Raw genomic sequence first — 20,152 nt, 5'->3', positions numbered from 1 at the left:
TGCAGCAGGTCCGCCCCGGGCTGCGCAGGCTGCTGGAGGCGATGCCGGGGACCCCGGCGTTCGTCCTGGGTCGACGCACGGACATCCTCGCCTGGAACCCGCTCTTCGCGACCCTGGTGACCGACTTCGCCGCGCTCCCGCCCGAGCGCCGGAACAAGGCCTGGCTGGTCTTCCTGCACCCCGAGGTGCGCGGCCGGTTCGTCAACTGGGAGACCAAGGCGCGGGACCTCGTCGCCTACCTCCGCTACGACCTCGCCCGTCACCCGCACGACGCCCGCTTCGCCGCGCTGATCGAGGAACTGGGCGATCGCAGCCCGGAGTTCGGTCCCATGTGGCAGGCCCAGGAGGTGGCGGAGAAGACCCACGGCGGCTACCACCTGAGGCATCCGCTGGTCGGTGAGTTCACCCTCGCCTACGAGAGCCTCAGCCCGCCCGACGACCCCGACCAGACCCTGATCACCTACACGGCGGAAGCCGGCTCGCCGTCCGAGGCCGCGCTGCGGATCCTCGCGGGCACGGCCGCCCCGCCCGGCGACGCCCCGCACCGGCCCGGCACGCCCAGCGACAGCCCGACCCAGGGCGTGTTCGAAAGTCCCGCCTGACCCGCGACACCCGGCACCGCACCTCTCCGCTCACGCACCCCGGCCGCCACACGCCTGCCGGCAGGATCCGGGAAGGGACGGCCCGGTCGTGCGCGGGCCGCCGCGGAACCGCCCTTCGGACAAAGATCTTGACCTGTCCGCCGCGTGTCGAACCGGCCCCTTGATCGTTTCTTCAGCCGTAACCCTCATGTGGCTGCCGATCGGGAGGACCGCGGTGACGGCTTGGCAGTACTTCGCCGGGGCGGGCCTGGTGGCCGCGCTGTGCCCCCTGCACGGCCACGTGACCGTCGCGGGTGACGGCAACGGCCGCGGCGCCCGGGTGGACGTGTGCGTGCCCGGAGGGACGGTGCGGCCCCCCGCCGGTCGGCCGCGGCCCGCGGAGCCGCCCGTGGTCCGGCCCCCGGCGCCGTCCCCGGTGACGCCCTCCCCCCGGGTCACGGTGTCGCCGTCGGGGCGGCCCACGGTGCACCACCCCGGCGTCGCCCCCGGCCTCCCCGCGCTCCCCGCCCCGGCAGCCCCTCCCGGGCCCGGGGTCCCGGCGCCGGGCGACGACGCGAAGCCCGCTCCGGCTCCGCCGGCCGCCGGGGAGGAACCGGAGACCGCGTCGGCCGAAGCCGCCGCTCCGCCCGCGCCCCGGGCCGCCGCCTTCGCCAGTGCCTTCCGCATGCGCCCGTACCACTCGGCGGCCTTGGAACGGCGCGGCCCGGACGGTCTCGGCACCATGACGCTCATGGCCGTCGTCACCACCCCCGCCGTGCTCGCGGCCGCCGCGCTGCGCCCCCGCTCCAAGGGCCGCGGCTAGCGGCCCCGCCACCCGCGCACCCCTCGTACCACCGCACCCACGAACGGGAGATCCCTCGTGTCCGAATGGCTGGTCCTGGCCATCGCCATGGCGCTCGTCTGCGCCCTCGTCCTCACCATCACCACGATCCGGCACCGCCGGGTCGCGGACGACGAGGACACCAGCGAAACCCCCGACGTGATCGAGTACATGACCATGATGGTCGGGGTGGTCTACGCGATCGTCCTGGGCCTGGCCATCGCCGGCGTCTGGGAGGCGCGCGGCGCCGCCGAGGACAGCGTGCGCCGCGAGGCCCAGTCCCTGTACGAGGTCACCCAGCGCGCCGACGTCTACCCGGCCGCCGTCCGCGACCGGATCCGCGGCGAGGTGGACGCGTACGTCTCCCACACCGTGGACGTGGACTGGCCGCTGCTGACGTCCGGCGAGGCGGCCTCCGCCGAGGGCGGTGTGCTCCTCGGCAAGCTGCGCACGGACGTCACCCACCAGAGCCCGGCCACCGAACTCCAGGCACAGGCCTACCAGCCGCTGCTCGACCACATCGCGACCGCCGACGACGCCCGGCACTCGCGCACCCAGAGCTCCGGGTCCACCCTGCCCGGGGTGGTCTGGTTCGGGCTGCTGGTGGGCGGCATCGTCACGATCGGGTTGATCTTCACGCTGCAGATCCGCCGCTCCGGACGCGAGCTGCTGCTGGCAGGCCTGTTCAGCGCGCTGATCGTGTTCCTGCTGTTCATGGTCTGGAGCTTCGACGCACCGTACGGTCGGGACGGCGTCGACTCCGCGGGCCCCTTCCAGGACCTGTTCCCGACGGTGTCGGTGACGGCCTCCCGCTGACTCGCGGCCCCGCCGGGGCCCACCGCCCCGGCCCGCGCCGCCCCCCGGCGGGGCCGGGTCCCGGGTCAGACTCCCGGTACGGGCGAGTGCCGTCGGGCGGCGGCCACCAGCGGCGAATGCCGCAGCGCGTGCGAGATCCGTACGAGGTCGCGCGGCCCGTCGGCGACGATGAGCACGCGGTCCTCCGCGTCCGCGTCGCCGTCCCCCGGTCCGTCCGGGTCGGCGGCGCTGGCCCGGACGGCGGCCGCCACCATCGCGGCGTCGGCGATCGCGCGGGCCGTCGCCTCGTCCGCCCCGTCCGTGATCGCGCGTTCGTAGACGTCCTCACGCTGCCGGCGGTCGAAGCAGGGTCCCAGTCGGAGGAACCCGTCGTGGATGTCGGACTCCCGCTGGATCACCCGGATCTCGGCCGGGGACCACCAGGACATCCGGACGGAGGGCGTCCCGCTGGGTGCGGTGCTCTGCACCTCGTGCCACAGCGCGCCGAGCCGCCGGTACCTCGCCCAGGTCGCCCAGTGGTCGGACGCCCGCTGGCACACCAGCGGTATCACGAAGCCCACGGCGCTGACCAGGGCTCCGGCGGAGGCCAGTGGCGGGGCGGCGTAGGTGCTCAGGTCGTCGAGGTTGTTGCCGGTCCAGCGGGCGATGACCGCTGCGAACTTGGTGGCGTCGTAGGTGAGGCTGAAGGCGTAGCCGGACACGATCGTCACCAGGCCGGTCCGCAGCCAGCCGCGCACCTGGAGGGACCAGCGCCAGCACATCGCGACCATCGTCATGGCGGCCACGTTGTGGGCCAACAGGTACAGGGCGATCATCACGCGGATGTACGGGGTGTTCGCGTAGTGCGTGTCGAAGTCGCGCAGTCGTTCCTCGGGCACGTCACCGAGCACGAACAGCACGATGATCGCCACGATCACGACGGAGTAGCCGGCGATCCAGCGTTGCGAGGTGCGCCGCGTCTCCTCCGGGGGACCGCCGCGCCAGTTGAAGATCAGAATCAGACAGGACGCGCTGAAGGCGGTGATCAGGCAGTACACCAGCGGCGCGGAGAGGTTCGGGATCCCCGTCCAGCGGTTGACGGCCGCGATGGTGGGAGGGGCGGCGAAGGTGAACACCGCTCCGGCGAGGATGAGCAGGACGCATACGGACCGCAGGAGCGGATCGCGCCAGTTGGCGCGCAGCGCCGGCAGCTTGAAGACGAGGGAGATCGCCATCGCGGCCGCCGGGATGTAGTAGTCCTGACCGTTCAACGGTGGTTCCTGTTCAACGTTCTTTCCTGTGCCCCCGGTAGCCGAGGGACGTCTCGATCCGACCCGCCAGCTCGTCGCGTTGGGCAGGGGCCCGGTGGCCGGCGGCTCCGGCGAGCCAGGTGCGACACCGGCTGCCCAGGAGCAGGCCGAAGGTTTCGGCCTCCGTCTCCTCCTGGACGTCGGCGCGGGTGCGCGCGGCGACCCGGCGGACGGTCTCGCCGAGGTCGGCCTCGTCGGTGAGCATGCGGGCCGCCACGGCGGCACCGTCGACGTGGTGGCTGCAGTGGCCGGCCTTCATGTGCCACAGCTCGTGGCCGAGGATCACCAGCTGGTGGTCCGGCGCGGTGCGTTCCTCGATGACCACCAGGTCGCGGTCCGCCATGTCGAGCCACAGACCACTGGCCGTTCCCTGCGGGAAGGCGGCCATACGGAAGTCCACCCGGCGACCTCGGTGCCTGCTCATGCCCTCGCAGAGGGCGGCGTAGAGGTCGACGGGTTCCACGGGGGCGGTGAGCCTGATACCGGCCACCAGCTCCCCGCACAACCGCCGCTGCGCTCTGCCTATGCTCACCGTTCTCCCCGTCGGCGTGGATCCGGATCAGGATTCAAGGATCAGATCCAGACTTTCGACTGGGTCATGATTCGTTCGGTTTGACACTTTCGAGAAGCATGTCCAGCCATTCGGTCACCTTGTCCCGGTGCTTGTCGCTGGGCAGTTGGGCGGCGCGCCAGGCGATGCCCCGTACGCCGTGGTCCTGCAGGAGTCTTGCCAGCGGATCGCCGGCCGAAGCGGCTTCCGCCGGTACGGTTTGCCGCTCGCGCCCCGCGAAGTCCTGGAGCAGCTGCTGCTCTGTGCGCTGGAGGGCGTCGGTGAGGGCGTCGGCGTCGTGGGCGGTGAGGAAGCCGGCGTGCACTCCGAAGAAACGCTGGATCGCGTCACAGTGTTCCATGGTGGGGCGCCGGTCGCCGTTGATCAGGGCGCCGGCCTGCTGCCGGGACATCCCGGCGCCGTCCGCGATCTCCTGCTGGGTGTAGCGGCGGCCGTTGGGTTTGACACGGGTGCGCCGGAGCAGGTCGAGTCGCTGGAGGAAGCGGGCCTGGAGGTCGGGTTCGCCGGCGGGTCGGCCGTCGAGGAGGGTTTTGATCACGTCCGTCGGGACTCCGGACGCGTCCGACAACCGCCGCAGGTCGAAGACCTGGTTCAGGGTGCGGCCCATTTTGTTCGCGAGTTCGGCGACCCGCGTGACGGTCGCTGCCAGGGGCGCGTTGGCCACCGCGACGGGAGCCGGGAAGCCGTCTGTCACCAGTGGTTCTCCTAGATCGCGCGAGGTCAGTGGGCACGTGGTCGGCCTCAGGGAATCTATCCGGTCTGCCTCGGGAGAGCTAGAACTTGCCACAGCTGTGGCGGGAATGAGCTGTCGCCAGGCTGGAATTGCCACAATAGTTGACACTCGAATGAAGTCGGTAGCAGGATCGCCACACGGAAATGAAGATCCAGACCGTGAGGAGGGGGAGCTCTCGGTGCCACATCTCGCAGCGGTGGGCCCGTCTGATGGCCTCGTCCGAGCCGGTGAGGAACGCCTGGCGGGCGAAGAGTCCGCGCGTGGCGCAGTGCGGTCGGAACGGCGCAAGGAGATTTTGCGCCAGCGCCGTGAGGAACTCGGGCTGAGCCAGGAGGACCTCGCGTCGCGGCTGCGCATCAGCGTGCGCGCCTACGGAAACTGGGAGCGCGGACTCGTCAAGGAGTGGACGGACCGCAAGCTCCTCGCCCTGGCCGAGGCCCTGGAGATGAGCGAGAGGCAGTGCTTCTGGCTCTTCCGGGTCATGGTCGACCGGGATCCGCCGCCCACCTGGCGCGCGGCCGAGGAGAGCCGACTGCCCCAGGACCCGGCCCAGCGCGACTACCTGTGTGACTACGCGGCCCTGATGGAGGCCGTTCCCTACCCGAGTTTCCTGGTGGACCACAGATGGGACGTGGCCCTCACCAACTCTGCCTTCGACCAGCTGTTCCAGTCGGTGCGCCCGCACCCGACGGCCCTGCCGGACGACAACTTCCTGCGCTTCGTGCTGTTCCACCCGGACGCCGCGGCCGTGCTGGAGGACCACGAACCTGCCTGGTGCGTACCGCTCCTGGCCCAGTTCGCGACGGCCCTGTCGGCCGCTCCCGAGGACGACGGGCTGCGGAGCATCCGGCAGGAGGTGGCCCGTGACCCGTTCATGGAGGCCGCCTACCGCTACGGCGTCCCGCACTGGCTGAGCACCCACGGCGAGGCTGCGGCCGAACAGGACGGAGCGGTACGGACGGTCCGTCATCCCGACCCGGGATGGGGCGTGGTGCGCTGCCGCATGGTGGCGGAATCCAGCCGAATGTTGGAGGCGATGGGCCTCACCCGCATCACCCTCGTGCTCTCGGCCCCGCAGGGCCTGCCCAGGGGACCCGTGCGCGGCGGGGGCGGTGTCCCGCAGCAGCAGGGGGCGCGGCTGCGGGCCGTGCCGTCGCTGGAGGACTGACCGGCCGGGGGCACAGGCCCTCGGCCCGGGTGTCGCGGTGGGGTGCCACCGCGTGGATGCCACGATCCGTGCCACGATCCGCGTCACGCGCGGATGCCACGGACCGTGGCATCGTTCGTGTCCGGGGGCTGCGGCACGGGCCGCGGGTTCCGGTGGGTCGGGGGTTCCGGCGGGTTCCGGTGGTTCCGGTGGGAGCATACGGGTTCCGGCGGGTTCCGGTGGTGACGGCGAAAGGGCGGTAAGAGGCGTGCGGTTGACCATCCTCGGCGGGGGCGGATTCCGCGTCCCGCTCGTTTACGGAGCACTTCTCGGCGACCACGCCGAGGGCCGGGTGTCACACGTGACCCTGTACGACGAGGATCCCGACCGGCTCACCGCCATGGCCCGGGTGCTCGCCGGTCAGGCGGCCGCCGCCGGCGTCCCGGACGCCCCGACGGTCACCGCCACACGGGACCTGGACGAGGCCCTGCGCGGGGCCGACTTCGTCTTCTCCGCCATCCGCGTCGGCGGCCTGGAAGGCCGCGCCGCGGACGAACGGGTGGCCCTGGCCGAGGGGGTGCTGGGTCAGGAGACGGTCGGCGCGGGAGGTGTGGCGTACGGCCTGCGGACCGTGCCGGTGGCCCGGGAGATCGCGCGCAGGGTCGCCCGTGTGGCGCCAGAGGCCTGGGTCATCAACTTCACCAACCCCGCCGGCGTGGTCACCGAGGCGATGGCCCGGGAACTGGGCGACCGGGTCATCGGCATCTGCGACTCGCCGGTCGGACTCGGCCGCCGGATCGCCCGGCTTCTCGGCGCCCGCCCGCAGGACGCCTGGATCGACTACGTCGGCCTCAACCACCTCGGCTGGGTGCGCGGACTGCGGATCGCCGGTCGCGACGAACTGCCCCGGCTGCTGGCCGACACCGAGGCGCTGGAGTCCTTCGAGGAGGGCCGGCTGTTCGGGGCCGAGTGGCTGCGCTCCCTGGGGGCGATCCCGAACGAATACCTGCACTACTACTACTTCAACCGTGACACCGTACGGGCGTACCAGGAGGCCAAGCAGACGCGCGGCGCCTTCCTGCGCGACCAGCAGCGGGGCTTTTACGCCGAGGCGGGGCGCGTCGGAACGTCCCCCGCATCGGCGCTCTCGGCCTGGGACCGGACCCGGGCCGAACGGGAGGCCACGTACATGGCCGAGAACCGCGAGGCGGCCGGAGTCGGCGAGCGCGACGAGAGCGACCTGGAGTCGGGCGGCTACGAGAAGGTCGCCCTCGCCCTGATGCGGGCCATCGCCCGGGACGAACGCGCCACCTTGATCCTCAACGTCCGCAACCGGGGCACGCTGTCCGTCCTCGACGCGGAAGCGGTCATCGAGGTGCCGTGCCTCGTCGACGCGAACGGAGCCCACCCGGTCGCCGTCGCACCGCTGCCCCTGCACGCGGTGGGCCTGGTGACCTCGGTCAAGGCGGTGGAACGGGAGGTGCTGGCCGCCGCGGAGAGCGGATCGCGCGCGGACGCCGTCAAGGCCTTCGCCCTGCACCCGCTGGTCGACTCCGTGACCGTGGCGCGGAAGCTGCTCGACGGCTACGCGACGGAGCATCCCGGCCTCGCCCACCTGCGCTGATCCCGGGTCGGGATCACCCGTACGGCCCCGTGCCGCATGCGGGACGGCGGGTGCGCTGTGAGAGTGCGAGATGTGACCACAGCCCCCGCCATGGCCGCCGCGCCCCCCGTGCTCGACCGGCGGCGGCGCAATGTCATCTTCGGCACGATCATGCTGGGCGTGCTGCTCGCCGCACTCGACCAGACCATCGTGGGCACCGCGCTGCCCACGATCGTGGCGGACCTCGGCGGCGGCGACCACATGTCGTGGGTGGTGACGGCCTACCTCCTCGCGGAGACCGTCTCGACGGTGCTGGTCGGCAAGTTCGGTGACGTCTTCGGCCGCAAACTGATCTTCCAGATCTCGGCGATCGTCTTCATCACCGGTTCCTTCCTGTGCGGCCTCGCGAGCAACATGACGCTCCTGATCCTGTGGCGCGGCGTCCAGGGCATCGGAGCCGGCGGTCTGATGGTCACCGCGATGGCACTGATCGCCGACGTGGTGCCACTGCGCGAACGGGGCAAGTACCAGGGCGCCATCGGCGCCGTCTTCGGCGTGGCCACCGTCATCGGGCCGTTGCTGGGGGGACTGTTCACCGACTCCCTGAGCTGGCGCTGGTGCTTCTACGTCAACGTGCCCATCGCCATCCTCGTGGTGATCGCGGCCGCGCGGACCATCCCCTCGGTCCGGGCGGCCGGCAAGACCGTCATCGACTACCTCGGCATCGCGCTGGTCTCGGTCGGCGCGAGCGCCCTGATCCTCGGCACCAGTTGGGGCGGCAACGAGTACGCCTGGTCCTCCCCGGTGATCATCGGCCTGTTCGCCGGCGGCGTCGTGGCCCTGGCCCTGTTCTGCCTCGCCGAGTTCCGCGCCCTGGAACCGATGCTCCCCATGAGGCTGTTCGGCAACCCGGTCTTCTCGATCTGCTCCGTCCTCAGCTTCGTCGTCGGATTCGCGATGCTCGGCGCGATGACCTTCCTGCCGACCTACCTGCAGTACGTGGACGGGGACTCGGCCACCATCTCGGGCGTACGGACCCTGCCGATGGTCATCGGGCTGCTCATCGCCTCCATCTTCAGCGGCAACTTCGTCAGCAAGACCGGTCGCTACCGGATCTTCCCCATCCTCGGCTGTGCGGTGATGGGCCTCGGGCTGTACCTGTTGTCGCTGATGGGGCCGGGCACCAGCGCCTGGCTGGCGTCCCTCTACATGTTCGTGCTGGGCACCGGGATCGGCCTGTGCATGCAGGTGTTGACCATCGTCGTGCAGAACACCGTCGACTACGCCGACCTGGGCACGGCCACCTCCGGCGTCACGTTCTTCCGCACGCTCGGCAGCGCCTTCGGGACCGCGGTGTTCGGCACCATCTACGCCAACACCCTGTCGCCCGCCCTGAGGACGGCCGTGGGCGAGGCGGCCCGCGCCACGGGGGAGGACCCGGCGCGGCTGGCGGTGGCCGCGCAGAGCCCGCAGGGAGTGCGCGGACTGGACCCGGACGCGGCGGGCCCGGTCATCGCGGCGTACGCGGACACCCTCCAGACGGTGTTCCTGTGGACGGTACCCGTGGCCGTGGTCGGCTTCGTGGTCGCGCTGTTCCTCAAGGAGGTCAAGCTGCGGGACTCGGCCCGCGCCGGATCCACCGACATGGGCGACGGCTTCGCCTCGCCCGCCACGGCCTCCGGGGACTCCGCCAAACTGCTGGAGCTCGCGGTCGGCAAGATCGTGCGGAACATGGGCGCGGAGGACGCGCGCGGCATCGTGCACGCCTCCGACACCCGACTCGACATGGGTGGCGCGTGGGCGGTGATGCAGGTCGAACGGATGACCCGCACCATCGGCCACGCGAGCCTCGGCCTCATCGCGGGGCGGCGCTCCGTCCCGCCCGAGGTCCTGCTCCCCGTCTACGACCGGATGGTGGAGGAGGGCTACCTCACCCGCGACGGCCACTTCTTCTCCCTGACCCGGGCCGGCCGGCGGGAGGCCGACGTCATCTCGGATGCCTGGGCGAAGTGGCTCGGGGACCAGTTGGAGAAGGACCGCGGGCGGCCGCGCAGCGCCGAACTGCGGGTGGCGGCCGACGCGATCGCGAAGCGCCTGCTCGCGGAGGACCTGGCCGACGGCAACTTCGCCCCGCAGGTCGGACGCCGGGCCTGAAGGCCGGGCCTGGACGCCGGGTCGGGCGCAGGGCCTGGACGCCGGGTCGGGCGGCTGGCCGAGGGGGCGTTCCGTCGCCGGGGGAGGAACTGCTGTACGAGTGACGGAACTCCGGGTGGTCGCCGCACGTCCTACATGGTGAGACGCATGCGGTGACGGGCGAGGGGGCGGTCATGGCGATCACGCTGGCCGAGGAGATCATGTTGTTGTCCCTGGACGACGAGTCGGGGGCGGCGAAGCAGCGGCAGGCGGCGGGGTGGGCCGTGGCCGGTGGGATCCTGCTCGAACTCGTCCTGGTGGAGCGGGTGTCGGTCTCGGGCAAGTACATGACGCTCGTCGACCCCACCCCCACCGGGGTGAAACTGCTTGACGACAGGCTGCTGTTGATACAGGCGTGGCTCCGGGGCCGGGACAAGCGCCGGGTGACGGACTGGCTGACCAAGGACAACACCAAGGCGGTTGCCGCCGCCCTGGAGAGCCTGGGGGAGCGCGGGCTGGTCGTCGAGGAAGTGCGAAAGGTCCTCGGGGTGTTCACGCGGCGCCGCCACCCCGAGGCCGACGGCTCCGTGGAACGCGACCTGAGGGAGCGGCTCGCCGAGGTCGTCCTGGACGGCGCCGAACCGGACGAGCGGACTGCGGGCCTGATCTCCCTGCTCCACTCGGCCAAACTGCATCAGTTGGCCTTCCCGGGGCGTGCGACCAGGACGGTGGCCCCCAGGATGCAGGAGATAGCCACCGGCCGGTGGGCGGCCGAGAGCCTGCGGACGGCGATCCGCGACATGCAGGCGGCGGTGGTCACGGCGACCGTCGTCACCTTCGCGGCGGCGAGCGTCTGAGAGCGGTGGCCGGGGCGCGGTGGGGCCGGTCGGGCAGGCACCGGGCGGGCCGGGGCGCGGGTGGACCGAGGGCTTCGGGCGGGCTCAGCGACCGTCGGTCGGCGTGGCGCGGCAGGCGTACGAGGCGCCCTGTGGGCGGGGCGTGAGGTCGGGCCGCCAGCTGTGCAGGACCGCGGCCGAGGGGGCGTAGAGCTCCGCCGGGATCCCGGTCGGGGCGAACCACTGCCAGCGGGCGATCTTGTGGGGTTCGGTGACGCGGGGCGTCCCGGTGGCGGCGCGGGTCACGGCCGCCGCCGTCAGCCGGGTCACCCCGGACACCGAGTCGATCCCGACGGCGAGCACCTCGACGTCGTCGGGCGCGGCTCGCAGGTCCGTCTCCTCGGCCAGTTCGCGGGCCGCGGCCTGCTCGAAGCCCTCCCCGGGGTCGACCTTGCCGCCCGGGAGTTCCCAGCGGCCGTCGTGTGCCTGGCCGAGCAGGATCCGGTCATCGGCCCCGATCACGATCAAGCCCACGCCGACCACGGCGTGGGGGCGGGGCGCGGCTCGTTCGGGGCGTTCGTTCCCGTCGGTCATGGTCCCATTTGCCGGTTCGGCAACATGATTTGTCAAGCAGGGCACTCCGGGCACACCCTCTCGGCCATGGACAACGTGACGCGGGACGAATACGACGTGGTGATCGTGGGCGGCGGGGCCGCCGGCCTCGCCGGGGCGCTGACCCTGGCCCGGGCCCGCAGATCGGTGCTCGTCCTCGACTCCGGCACACCGCGCAACGCCCCCGCCGCCCACCTGCACGGATACCTCGGCCATGACGGAGAGAGCCCCGCCCGGCTGTTGGCCCGCGGCCGGGACGAGGCCGCCGGGTACGGGGCGCGGTTCCGGTCCGGGCGAGCGGGGACCGCCGTCGCCGCCGACCGCGAGGAGGACGGCGGCTTCCTGGTGCGCTGCGCGGACGGTTCGTCCGTCCGGGCGAGGCGGCTGCTCGTCGCGACGGGGCTGGTGGACGAGCTGCCGGAGCTGCCCGGCCTGCGGGAGCGCTGGGGGCGCGACGTACTGCACTGCCCGTACTGCCACGGCTGGGAGGTGCGGGACCAGCCCCTGGCGGTCCTCGCGACCGGTCCGCTCGCGGTGCACCAGGCGCAGCTGTGGCGGCAGTGGAGTCCCCGGGTGACCCTCGTCGGGCAGGGCCGCGGGCTCGGCACCGAGGATCTGGAGGCGATGGCCGCCCTGGGCATCGTCGTGGTCGAGAGGGAGGCGACGGGCCTGACCGTCGAGGGGGACCGGCTGACGGGGCTGGAACTGGCGGACGGCTCCACGGTGGAGTGCCGGGCGCTGGTGGTGGCTCCGCGGTTCACCGCCCGTTCGGGGGTGCTGGCCGGTCTGGGCCTGCCGACGACGACGCTGGAGCGCGACGGGGTGCCGATCGGCACGTGCGTCGAGTCCGAGCCGGCCACCGGAGCCACGGCCCTGCCGGGCGTGTGGGTCGCGGGGAACGTGACCTCCCCGGTGGAACAGGTGTCCGGTGCGGCCGCCCAGGGGGTGCGCGCGGCCACCGCGATCAACGCCGACCTCGTCGGCGCGGACGCGCGCGACGCGGTCGCGGCGTGGCGGGCCGGCGCGGGTGCGGGAACCCGGGACGGCGTCGCGGGCGGTGCGGGGGAGACCGGTCGGTAGCCGGCCCCGCGGCGGAGGGTTGGCCGGGCGGGGGCCGGAAACGCGGCGATTCGGACAAGCGTGCGGGTTTCGTTCGAGGTCCGTCCGTGCAGGCTCTGGCGGTGTGATCGTCGTACGGTTCATCGGCCGCCCAGGGGGACGCAATGGCACACGTGCTGGTCATCGGCGGAGGCGTCGCGGGCCTGGCCACCGCACTGCTCGCGGCGCGCCGGGGACACACCGCCGAGCTGTTCGAGCGGGACACCCGGGCCCCCGGCACGGCCCTCGACCGGGACTTCTTCCGTTGGCGGCGCCCCACCGTCCCGCAGGCGGCGCAGCCCCACGCACTGCTCGGCGCGGCCCGCAAGGTGCTGCTGGGCGAACTGCCCGACGTACACGCGGAGATGCTCCGGCTCGGAGCGCGCGAGCGGCACGAACTGGACTGGTTCGACGCCCGCCCGCCCGCACTGCCCGGTGACGAGGACCTCGTCATGCTCCAGGCGCGCCGCATCGTGCTGGAGAGCGCCCTCGCCACGGCCCTGCGCGCCGAACAGGGCGTGGTGACCCGCTACGGGGAGCCCGTGGAGGGGCTCGTCACGGTCGGCGAGGCCGGATCGGGAATCCGGGTCACCGGGTTGACCACGGGCAACGGAGCGTACGAAGGGGACCTGGTCGTGGACGCCGCAGGGCGGCGCGGCGGCGTCGAACGCCTGCTGGCCGCGGCCGGCTGCCGGCCCGCCGTCGTCGAGCGACACCGCACCGGGCTCGCGTACTTCTGCCGCTGGTACCGGCTGCCCGACGGCATGGAGGAGGGGCCGCGCCGGCCGTGGACCGTGACGGGCGGGGCCTTCGCGGGCTGCGCGGTCTTCCCCGCCGACAACAGGATCTTCGCCGTCACCCTGTTCGTGCACACCGACGACCCCAGTCGGGGCGCGCTGCGGACCCCGGCCGTCTTCGACGCCGCCGCCCGCGCCTTCCCGCCCGGCGCGGCCTGGCTGGAGACGGGCGCCGAACCGCTGTCCGGCGTACTGGCCATGGCGAGCCTCGACAACCGGTGGAGTGCCCTGGCGGACGAGCGGGGCCCCGTGGTGAGCGGACTCGTCCCCGTCGGGGACGCCCTCACCCACACCAACCCGACCCTGGGGCAGGGCACCTCGCTCGCCCTGTGGGCCGCGCACCGGGTGGCCCGGTCGGCGGACCGGGATCCGGGAACGGCCCGCTTCGCCGCCGATCACCACGACTGGGCCGTCCGTACGCTGAAGCCCTGGTTCGACTTCCAGGTCGTCGCCGACACGGCCATCGGGGAGCGCTTCGCGACCCGTGCCGGGCGTACGGGAACGGCGCGGGAGGTCTCCGCGCTGTTCGACTGCGCGCTGGAGGACCCGGACGTGATGCGGGCGCGCGCGAAGGTGCGGCACCTGGCCGAACCCCCCGAACGGGCGTACGCGGACCCCCGGATCCGGGCCCGGGTGGCCCGGTGGCTGGCGGCCCGGCCGGACTACTCCCCGAACGCGGTGGGCCCGGACCGGGCGCAGTGGGAACGGCTGACGGCGGTCTGAGGCCCACCGGGCGCGGCGGGTCCGGTGGAGGGAGCGCCCCGGGGGGTCAGCCCCCGGCCCCCAACACCTCGGCGAGGTCGTAGCCGATGACCTCCTCCAACTGGGCGTACGTACAGCTCTGCGGTGTCCGGTCCGGGCGCCAGCGGCGGAACTGGGCCGTGTGCCGGAAGCGGTCGCCCTCCATGTGGTCGTACGCCACCTCGCAGACGCGCTCGGGGCGCAGCGGCACCCAGGAGAGGTCCTTCTTGCCGGTCCAGCGGCTCTGGGCGCCGGGCAGGCGGGCGCTCTCGTGCGCGGATTCCTCGGCCCACGCCGCCCAGGGGTGGTCGTGCGGGTCGTCCATGCGCAGCGGTTCGAGTTCCTCGACCAGTTCGGCGCGGCGCTTCATGGGGAAGGCCGCGCAGACGCCCACGTGCTGGAGGGTTCCGTGCCCGTCGTGGAGGCCGAGGAGGAGCGATCCGATGATCGGACCGCTCTTGTGGAAACGGAAACCCGCGACGACCACGTCGGCCGTACGCTCGTGCTTGATCTTGAACATGAGGCGGGCATCGGGCCGGTACGGGAGATCGAGGGGCTTCGCGATCACCCCGTCCAGGCCGGCGCCCTCGAACTGCTCGAACCACTCCCGTGCGAGCGCGGGATCGGTGGTCGCGGGTGCGAGGTGGACGGGGGGACGGGCAGTGGAGAGGACCTGGACGAGGGTGCTGCGGCGTTCGGCGAGAGGGGTGTCGAGGAGGGCGTCGTCGCCGAGGGCGAGCAGGTCGAAGGCGACGAAACTGGAGGGTGTCGTCCCGGCGAGGAGTTTCACGCGGGAGGCGGCGGGGTGGATGCGTTCGGTCAGCCGGTCGAAGTCGAGCCGACCTTCGTGCACGATCACGATCTCCCCGTCCACCACGCAGCGATCCGGCAGGTTGTCCTGCAAGGCGGTCACCAGCTCGGGAAAGTACCTGGTCAGGCTCTTACCGGTGCGGCTGCCGATCTCGACCTCGGCGCCGTCGCGGTACACGATCGCCCGAAAGCCGTCCCATTTGGCCTCGTACTGCATGCCCGGCGGGATCGTGGACACGGACTTCGCGAGCATCGGCTTCACGGGGGGCATCACCGGTAGATCCATACCCAGGATTCTGCGGTGGTGCGTCCGGCTCCGCCCGGTATGCGCACCCGGGCGAGCCCGCCTACCGTGGCGCACATGGGTGCTGCCGGCGGTGCGATCGAGCTCGAAGCGGGCGGACGGGCGGTACGACTGTCCAGTCCGGACAAGATCTACTTCCCCGAGCGGGGACTCACCAAGAGGGACGTCGCCGAGTACTACCTGGCCGTCGCCGACGGCATCACGCGCGCCCTGCGCAACCGCCCCACGACCCTGGAACGGTTCCCGGACGGGGTGGAGGGTGAGTCCTTCTTCCAGAAGCGGGCGCCCAAGAACCTGCCCGACTGGATCCCGACCGCCCACATCGCCTTCCCCAGCGGGCGCACGGCGGACGAGATCTGCCCGACCGAGCCCGCCGCGGTCCTGTGGGCCGCCAACCTGGGCTGCCTCACCTTCCACCCCTGGCCGGTGCGCCGCGACGACACCGACCGGCCCGACGAACTCCGCATCGACCTGGATCCGCAGCCCGGCACCGACTACCACCACGCGGTGGCCGCCGCCCACGAACTGCGGGCCCTGCTGGAGGAACTGGGGCTACGGGGCTGGCCCAAGACCTCGGGCGGGCGCGGCCTGCACGTGTTCGTGCCGATCGCACCCCGTTGGACGTTCACCGAGGTCCGGCGCTGCGCCATCGCCCTGGGCAGGGAGTTGGAGCGGCGGATGCCGGGAAAGGTCACCACGGCCTGGTGGAAGGAGGAGCGCGGCGAGCGCATCTTCGTGGACTACAACCAGACGGCGCGCGACCGGACGATCGCCTCCGCCTACTCCGTCCGCCCGCGCCCCCACGCCCCGGTCTCCGCACCGTTGCGCTGGGACGAGGTGGACGACGCGGAACCGCGCGACTTCGACATCGTGACGATGCCGGCCCGGTTCGCCGAACTCGGCGACCTGCACGCCGATATGGACGACCACGCCTTCTCGCTCGACACGATCCTGGAACTCGCCGACCGGCAGGAGCACGAGCACGGACTCGGGGACATGCCCTACCCCCCGGACTACCCCAAGATGCCCGGCGAGCCCAAGAGGGTCCAGCCGAGCCGGGCCAAACACGCGGACCCTCCGGGCGCCACCGACACCGACTAGCGGAGAGTTCGCGGCTGTGGCCGTGGCGGCGGACAATTCGCGTGCGTCGATCGATCACCTCGGGCAACACTTCGCGGATGAGCTCCGCCACCACCCCGACAGCACAGGAACGCGCCCTTCGTCACGTCGCCGGACTGGCATCGGGTCCCCCCCGTGGACCCGATGCTGCGGGTGACCCTCAACTTCCACCCGGACCGCTCTTCGCGGGGCCGGCCGATCCTGGACGCCCTGGCCGAGTCCGGCGTCTACCATTCGCAGTTCGTCACGGGGACCAGCAACGGCGGCCTGACCGCCCATCCCGGAGGCGACCGGTGGCATTGGGAGAGCCGGATCTTCGACGGGGCGTACGACACGGCGAGCGGGCACGAGCGCCCCGTTTACGGGGCGTTGAACTTCCGCCACAAGCCGGTCGGCGGGGCGCCCCGCTTCGGTTCCGCCCACTTGCGACTGTCCGCCGAGGCGATGCCGCGCACCACGTTCTGCTACCCGGACAGCTTCTTCGAACCCTCGGATTTCGGGGTCGCGGCACGCATGGGCCTCCTCGGGATCGCCCTCGCGGACGACCAGGAAGAGCTCGACGACTACATCGAGGCCCAGGTCCACGGCCCGGTCCGGCCGCGCCTCCACGCGGAGGCGCTGGTCCTGGACCCCTGCTACCGGGGTACGGAGGTGGAGGCCGCGGCCCTGCGCCTCGGATGCCCGGTGGAGTGGCACCCCGGCTTTCGGCTCGGGGTCGAAGAACTCCGACGTCACCCCGGCTACCGCGGCCGGGAACACGTCGACCTGGGAACCCGTATCGCGGTCGGCGGCGTGCTCGATCCCCGCATCATCGGCGAAGCCGCACGGTCCGGTCTCCACGACCCCCAGGCCCTGAAGAAGGTGTGGCACTGCCTGGCGCGCTTCGGGGCGCCCGAGCGGCCCGCCGACGCACCGGTGCCCCCGACCACGGCGGAGGCGGCCGCACATGGCTGACGCGCGGCGTCGTCCTCTGTTGTTCCTGGACGTCGACGGGCCGCTGATCCCCTTCGGCGGGACGGGGTACCGCACGTTCCCGACGCGGTGGGAGGCATCCGGGAATCCGCTGCTCGCCCGTCTCGACCCCGCCGTCGGCGCAAGGCTGTCGGCGCTGCCGTGCGATCCGGTGTGGGCCACGACATGGGGAGGGGAGGCCAACGAGACCGTCGCCCCGGTCCTGGGACTGCCCGAACTGCCGGTGGTCGCATGGCCTGAGCCGCAGGGCGACGGGAGCCGGGACGGATTGCACTGGAAGACCCGTCCGCTCATGGCCTGGGCGGGGGATCGCGCGTTCGCCTGGTTCGACGACGAGATCACCGAGGCCGACCGTGCCTGGGCGGCCGCCCACCATCCGCGGCCCACCTTCCTCCACCGGGTCGACCCCCGCACCGGCCTCACCGACACCGACTTCGATGCCCTCACCCACTGGCTGACCGGCCTCTCCACCCCCTGATCCCCGCCGACCACGCAGGCCGGTCCGGCCGCCGTCCCCCGGCCGCCGTCATCGCGTACCCGGAACTCCTGCGAGACCCACGCCCGGACGTGCCGTTCGTGGACCACGCGCCGCTCGCCCGGCCCTGCTGGGACGGGTCGGGCGCCGGTGTGGTCCGGTTGGGGGCGCGGGTTGCCGGCCGGAGCGCGGTCAGGACGAACGGGTCGGCAGGGCCGGGGCCTTGAGCGCGGCATCGCGTACGTCCGCGTCCGTGCCCGTCGTGAGCCGGTCCGGCGCGGCGCGCGCCGTGGAGGCCGGCCTGCGGGCGAGCGACCAAGCGGACCAGTGGCGGATGCCGGCGCCGACGTCGCCGGCGCGGGCCACCAGGACGGCGGTGACCCTCTCGCCGTACGACGAGCCGAGAGCCGCCACGGCCGCGCTCCTGACTACCGGCGCCACATGGTCTGCGTCGGCGATCAGCACGGCCGACGCCCGCGAGGGGTCACCCGTACCGAAGACGCTGCCGAGGGTGGCCATCACGTCGGCGCGAACCCGCGGATCCGGGGCGAGGGTCGCTTCGGCGACCGGGCCCGAACTGCGGTCCCACCGAAGTCGATGACGCTCAGGTCCCGGAGGACGACCAGCCGGGCCCCGGGGTCGACCGCGGTGACGCAGTCCAGGACCAGCCGGAGCGCGGTGTCCGGCCGCGCGCGGAACAGGGCGAGGACGTCGAGCTCCAACGTGCCCCCCTCCTCGTCGCCGTCACCCACCATGGCGTGCAGCAGGGTGGGCAGGGCCTCTGGGCCGCAGGCACCGGCCAGGACACGAGCCATTTGATCGCGGGCGAGGGGATCGCCCGCCTCGACGTGACGGGCGAGTCGTTCCTCCAACTCCGGTCGTAGGAAGGCGGCCGCCGGCGTGCGCAGCCGTTCCACCAACGGCTCGAAGCGGCTGCGTGCTCCCGGCCCGCGCTCCGCCTACGTCGCGGGCCGCCCGTGCCCCGACCCGGGCGGCCCGGCCGTCGAGCGGACCAGACCCACGGTGTTCGCGGCGCCCTCAGTCGAGACAGAACTCGTTGCCCTCGACGTCCCGCATCGCGATGCACGATTCGTTCTCCTCATCGGCTGCCAGGAGCCGCTCGCGCACCGCGCCGAGTGCCACCAGGCGCGCGCACTCGGCCTCCAGGGCGGCGAGACGCTCCTCGCCCACGAGCCCGGTGGCGACCCGCACGTCGAGGTGCAGCCGGTTCTTGACGACCTTGCCCTCGGGAACGCGCTGGAAGTACATGCGGGGGCCCACCCCCGAGGGATCACTGCAGGCGAACCAGGAATCCCGCTGCTCGGCGGGCAGCGACAGGTTGAAATCGTCCCAAGTGGCGAACCCCGCCGGCGGCGGCGGTGCGACGTACCCCAGCACCTCGCACCAGAAGCGTGCGACGCGCTCGGGTTCCGCGCAGTCGAAGGTGACTTGGAACTTCTTGATCGATGACATCGGGCCACCATAGGGCCTGTCGTCGAACTCCCTTACGTGTCACGGGCGACGACGGAGTTCGACGACGGCCCCGGGCGGTGCGCGGGGCCGTCGGAGCCGGGGCGCTCTCCGCCGAGGTCATGCCCCGGGGCGGGTCAGTCCGCCAGTCGGGCGAGGGCCAGCGCGTGGGCGCGGGCGAGGGAGTCGGCAGCGGTGCAGGGGACGTCCGGCTGCACGCCGACGCCCTCCCAGTTCGTTCCGGAGACGGGGTTGGCGGCGCGGCCGACGGGGATGGTGGCCTCCAGGTGCGGGTGCACGGTGAAACCCTGGCAGGGATGCGCGCCGCCGCGGGTGCGCTCGCCGACGACCACGGCGCGGCCGAGCTGCTGGAGGTCGTACGCCAACTCCTCGGCCGCGGAGAAGGTGTTCTCGCCGGACAGTACGTACAACGGCTTGCTGCCACCGAAGCGGGCACCCGGAACGTGCGGCAGGCTCCAGGACTGCTCGCTGTCGCGGCTCCGCCAGTGCATGGTGTTGAGGTGGGTGCGTTCGTCGAGCAGGTAGCTGCAGACGAAGGCGACCGTGTCCGGGTCGCCGCCCCGGTTGGTGCGGAGGTCGATGATCAGGGCCTGTGCGCGGGAGACCAGGGTGAGCGCGGCGGCGAGGGGTTCGGCGGCCCAATCCAGTGGGAACAGCATCGGTGCCAGCTCCAGCACGGCCACCTCGCCGTCGAGCAACTGCACTCGGGGCACACCGCCGAGCGTCGTGTCGAAGTCCCGGCGCATGGCTTCCATGGTGGCCGCCCCCCGCTCCGGGGACACGGGGTCGGCGTGGTGCTTCAGCCTCAGGTGCCGGTCACCGTTGACGGATTGAAGGTCCGCGGTCACCAACCGGGACAGCTCCTCGGCGTCGTCGACGTCGTAGGCGCCCTCGGCGAGACGTCGTTGCAGCAGGGCGGCGAGCTGCTCGGCCGGCTCGGGGAAGACGTAGTGCTCGGTCAGGAGCCGGGTCGTCTCGTCGATGACAGGGGCCGGCGCGAGCTTGATTGAGGTGGTCATGGCAGGGAGTAGAGCACTGCCCTCGCGAGGACGTCAAAGGAATAGGACGCCTTGCGGCATCTCTGATCAGCCCTTTCGTCCCGGACCGCCGTCGGCCTCTCGCCGGCGGGTGAACGCGCGGGGACTGTCGACCGGGAACCTGGCCGCCCGGCGCATGTTTCCGG

At 72.5% G+C, this 20,152-nt stretch carries 20 protein-coding genes and 1 pseudogene; 12 read left to right on the top strand and 9 right to left on the bottom strand.

Annotated elements, in window-relative coordinates:
- The 3 genes and pseudogenes from ACFVS6_RS10525 to ACFVS6_RS10515 all read left to right on the top strand — a co-directional run.
- Window positions 1–602, top strand: a pseudogene (locus tag ACFVS6_RS10525) (transcriptional regulator); the annotation flags it as partial.
- 214 nt (window positions 603–816) lie between these two features.
- Window positions 817–1,404: a hypothetical protein gene (locus ACFVS6_RS10520; protein WP_389702489.1), complete on the top strand. Its 588-nt coding sequence runs from the start codon at window positions 817–819 to the stop codon at window positions 1,402–1,404.
- A gap of 57 nt (window positions 1,405–1,461) precedes the next feature.
- Entirely contained in the window at window positions 1,462–2,238 is a 777-nt protein-coding gene (locus ACFVS6_RS10515; protein ID WP_389702487.1) for a hypothetical protein, read from the top strand.
- A 65-nt stretch (window positions 2,239–2,303) separates the two neighbouring features.
- On the opposite strand, the gene ACFVS6_RS10510 is transcribed toward ACFVS6_RS10515, so the two are convergent.
- The 3 genes from ACFVS6_RS10510 to ACFVS6_RS10500 form a co-directional block, all read right to left on the bottom strand.
- Window positions 2,304–3,488 carry an MAB_1171c family putative transporter gene (locus ACFVS6_RS10510; RefSeq protein ID WP_389702485.1) on the bottom strand — a complete coding sequence of 395 codons (1,185 nt, stop codon included), beginning with the start codon at window positions 3,486–3,488 and terminating at the stop codon, window positions 2,304–2,306.
- Between the two features lie 13 nt (window positions 3,489–3,501).
- Window positions 3,502–4,059: a toxin-antitoxin system, toxin component gene (locus ACFVS6_RS10505; RefSeq protein ID WP_281206047.1), complete on the bottom strand. Its 558-nt coding sequence runs from the start codon at window positions 4,057–4,059 to the stop codon at window positions 3,502–3,504.
- Between the two features lie 64 nt (window positions 4,060–4,123).
- Complete coding sequence (locus ACFVS6_RS10500; protein ID WP_319190695.1) at window positions 4,124–4,792, bottom strand: helix-turn-helix transcriptional regulator; 669 nt, start codon at window positions 4,790–4,792, stop codon at window positions 4,124–4,126.
- 334 nt (window positions 4,793–5,126) lie between these two features.
- Between ACFVS6_RS10500 and ACFVS6_RS10495 the strand changes: the two genes are divergently transcribed.
- From ACFVS6_RS10495 to ACFVS6_RS10480, 4 genes are all read left to right on the top strand, one after another.
- A complete protein-coding gene (locus ACFVS6_RS10495) occupies window positions 5,127–5,999 on the top strand; it encodes a helix-turn-helix domain-containing protein (protein WP_389702483.1) in 873 nt (290 codons plus the stop codon).
- Window positions 6,000–6,246: 247 nt separating this feature from the next.
- Window positions 6,247–7,602, top strand: a complete 1,356-nt coding sequence (locus ACFVS6_RS10490; protein WP_389702481.1) for a 6-phospho-beta-glucosidase — start codon at window positions 6,247–6,249, stop codon at window positions 7,600–7,602.
- A 36-nt stretch (window positions 7,603–7,638) separates the two neighbouring features.
- Complete coding sequence (locus ACFVS6_RS10485; RefSeq protein WP_389702479.1) at window positions 7,639–9,735, top strand: MDR family MFS transporter; 2,097 nt, start codon at window positions 7,639–7,641, stop codon at window positions 9,733–9,735.
- 173 nt (window positions 9,736–9,908) lie between these two features.
- The gene (locus ACFVS6_RS10480) at window positions 9,909–10,571 is read left to right on the top strand and encodes a GPP34 family phosphoprotein (protein WP_389702478.1); all 663 of its coding nucleotides are present in this window, start codon (window positions 9,909–9,911) and stop codon (window positions 10,569–10,571) included.
- Between the two features lie 84 nt (window positions 10,572–10,655).
- Here the strand turns inward: ACFVS6_RS10480 and ACFVS6_RS10475 are convergent, their stop codons facing one another.
- A complete protein-coding gene (locus ACFVS6_RS10475) occupies window positions 10,656–11,144 on the bottom strand; it encodes an NUDIX hydrolase (protein ID WP_389702476.1) in 489 nt (162 codons plus the stop codon).
- A 66-nt stretch (window positions 11,145–11,210) separates the two neighbouring features.
- Between ACFVS6_RS10475 and ACFVS6_RS10470 the strand changes: the two genes are divergently transcribed.
- Window positions 11,211–12,242 carry an NAD(P)/FAD-dependent oxidoreductase gene (locus ACFVS6_RS10470; protein WP_389702474.1) on the top strand — a complete coding sequence of 344 codons (1,032 nt, stop codon included), beginning with the start codon at window positions 11,211–11,213 and terminating at the stop codon, window positions 12,240–12,242.
- A 143-nt stretch (window positions 12,243–12,385) separates the two neighbouring features.
- Window positions 12,386–13,780: an NAD(P)/FAD-dependent oxidoreductase gene (locus ACFVS6_RS10465; RefSeq protein WP_389702472.1), complete on the top strand. Its 1,395-nt coding sequence runs from the start codon at window positions 12,386–12,388 to the stop codon at window positions 13,778–13,780.
- A 46-nt stretch (window positions 13,781–13,826) separates the two neighbouring features.
- On the opposite strand, the gene ACFVS6_RS10460 is transcribed toward ACFVS6_RS10465, so the two are convergent.
- Window positions 13,827–14,894 carry an ATP-dependent DNA ligase gene (locus tag ACFVS6_RS10460; protein ID WP_389702471.1) on the bottom strand — a complete coding sequence of 356 codons (1,068 nt, stop codon included), beginning with the start codon at window positions 14,892–14,894 and terminating at the stop codon, window positions 13,827–13,829.
- 75 nt (window positions 14,895–14,969) lie between these two features.
- On the opposite strand from ACFVS6_RS10460, the gene ligD reads away from it, so the two are divergent.
- The 3 genes from ligD to ACFVS6_RS10445 all read left to right on the top strand — a co-directional run bounded on the left by ligD (window position 14,970) and on the right by ACFVS6_RS10445 (window position 17,481).
- The gene (gene ligD / locus ACFVS6_RS10455; RefSeq protein ID WP_389702469.1) at window positions 14,970–16,013 is read left to right on the top strand and encodes a non-homologous end-joining DNA ligase; all 1,044 of its coding nucleotides are present in this window, start codon (window positions 14,970–14,972) and stop codon (window positions 16,011–16,013) included.
- A gap of 162 nt (window positions 16,014–16,175) precedes the next feature.
- The gene (locus ACFVS6_RS10450) at window positions 16,176–16,985 is read left to right on the top strand and encodes a DUF3626 domain-containing protein (protein ID WP_389702528.1); all 810 of its coding nucleotides are present in this window, start codon (window positions 16,176–16,178) and stop codon (window positions 16,983–16,985) included.
- Window positions 16,978–17,481 (top strand): HAD domain-containing protein, encoded by a 504-nt coding sequence (locus ACFVS6_RS10445; protein WP_389702467.1) that lies wholly within the window; start codon window positions 16,978–16,980, stop codon window positions 17,479–17,481. The genes ACFVS6_RS10450 and ACFVS6_RS10445 overlap by 8 nt, the downstream gene beginning before the upstream one ends.
- A 189-nt stretch (window positions 17,482–17,670) precedes the next feature.
- On the opposite strand, the gene ACFVS6_RS10440 is transcribed toward ACFVS6_RS10445, so the two are convergent.
- The 4 genes from ACFVS6_RS10440 to ACFVS6_RS10425 form a co-directional block, all read right to left on the bottom strand.
- Window positions 17,671–17,997 carry a hypothetical protein gene (locus ACFVS6_RS10440; protein WP_389702526.1) on the bottom strand — a complete coding sequence of 109 codons (327 nt, stop codon included), beginning with the start codon at window positions 17,995–17,997 and terminating at the stop codon, window positions 17,671–17,673.
- Window positions 17,997–18,395, bottom strand: coding sequence for a hypothetical protein (locus ACFVS6_RS10435; protein ID WP_389702465.1), 399 nt, complete (start codon window positions 18,393–18,395; stop codon window positions 17,997–17,999). The genes ACFVS6_RS10440 and ACFVS6_RS10435 overlap by 1 nt, the downstream gene beginning before the upstream one ends.
- 121 nt (window positions 18,396–18,516) lie before the next feature.
- On the bottom strand, window positions 18,517–18,951 hold the full coding sequence (locus ACFVS6_RS10430; protein ID WP_389702463.1) for a VOC family protein: 435 nt from the start codon (window positions 18,949–18,951) through the stop codon (window positions 18,517–18,519).
- Window positions 18,952–19,085: 134 nt separating this feature from the next.
- Window positions 19,086–19,988 (bottom strand): S41 family peptidase, encoded by a 903-nt coding sequence (locus ACFVS6_RS10425; RefSeq protein WP_389702461.1) that lies wholly within the window; start codon window positions 19,986–19,988, stop codon window positions 19,086–19,088.
- Window positions 19,989–20,152 lie beyond the last annotated feature (164 nt).

Source organism: Streptomyces sp. NPDC057939 (assembly GCF_042887545.1).
Lineage (GTDB): Bacteria > Actinomycetota > Actinomycetes > Streptomycetales > Streptomycetaceae > Streptomyces.
The sequence above is the reverse complement of the archived record's forward strand: the minus strand, read 5'-3'. Positions and strand labels throughout refer to the sequence as shown.

Bases quoted from the DNA above. Each gene is read 5' to 3' on its own strand.
- ACFVS6_RS10460 (WP_389702471.1), bottom strand. From the start codon at position 14,894: ATGGATCTACCGGTGATGCCCCCCGTGAAGCCGATGCTCGCGAAGTCC.
- ACFVS6_RS10440 (WP_389702526.1), bottom strand. From the start codon at position 17,997: ATGGCCACCCTCGGCAGCGTCTTCGGTACGGGTGACCCCTCGCGGGCG.
- ACFVS6_RS10425 (WP_389702461.1), bottom strand. From the start codon at position 19,988: ATGACCACCTCAATCAAGCTCGCGCCGGCCCCTGTCATCGACGAGACG.
- ACFVS6_RS10445 (WP_389702467.1), top strand. From the start codon at position 16,978: ATGGCTGACGCGCGGCGTCGTCCTCTGTTGTTCCTGGACGTCGACGGG.
- ACFVS6_RS10465 (WP_389702472.1), top strand. From the start codon at position 12,386: ATGGCACACGTGCTGGTCATCGGCGGAGGCGTCGCGGGCCTGGCCACC.
- ACFVS6_RS10450 (WP_389702528.1), top strand. From the start codon at position 16,176: ATGCTGCGGGTGACCCTCAACTTCCACCCGGACCGCTCTTCGCGGGGC.
- ACFVS6_RS10475 (WP_389702476.1), bottom strand. From the start codon at position 11,144: ATGACCGACGGGAACGAACGCCCCGAACGAGCCGCGCCCCGCCCCCAC.
- ACFVS6_RS10470 (WP_389702474.1), top strand. From the start codon at position 11,211: ATGGACAACGTGACGCGGGACGAATACGACGTGGTGATCGTGGGCGGC.
- ACFVS6_RS10430 (WP_389702463.1), bottom strand. From the start codon at position 18,951: ATGTCATCGATCAAGAAGTTCCAAGTCACCTTCGACTGCGCGGAACCC.
- ACFVS6_RS10480 (WP_389702478.1), top strand. From the start codon at position 9,909: ATGGCGATCACGCTGGCCGAGGAGATCATGTTGTTGTCCCTGGACGAC.
- ACFVS6_RS10485 (WP_389702479.1), top strand. From the start codon at position 7,639: ATGCGGGACGGCGGGTGCGCTGTGAGAGTGCGAGATGTGACCACAGCC.
- ligD (WP_389702469.1), top strand. From the start codon at position 14,970: ATGGGTGCTGCCGGCGGTGCGATCGAGCTCGAAGCGGGCGGACGGGCG.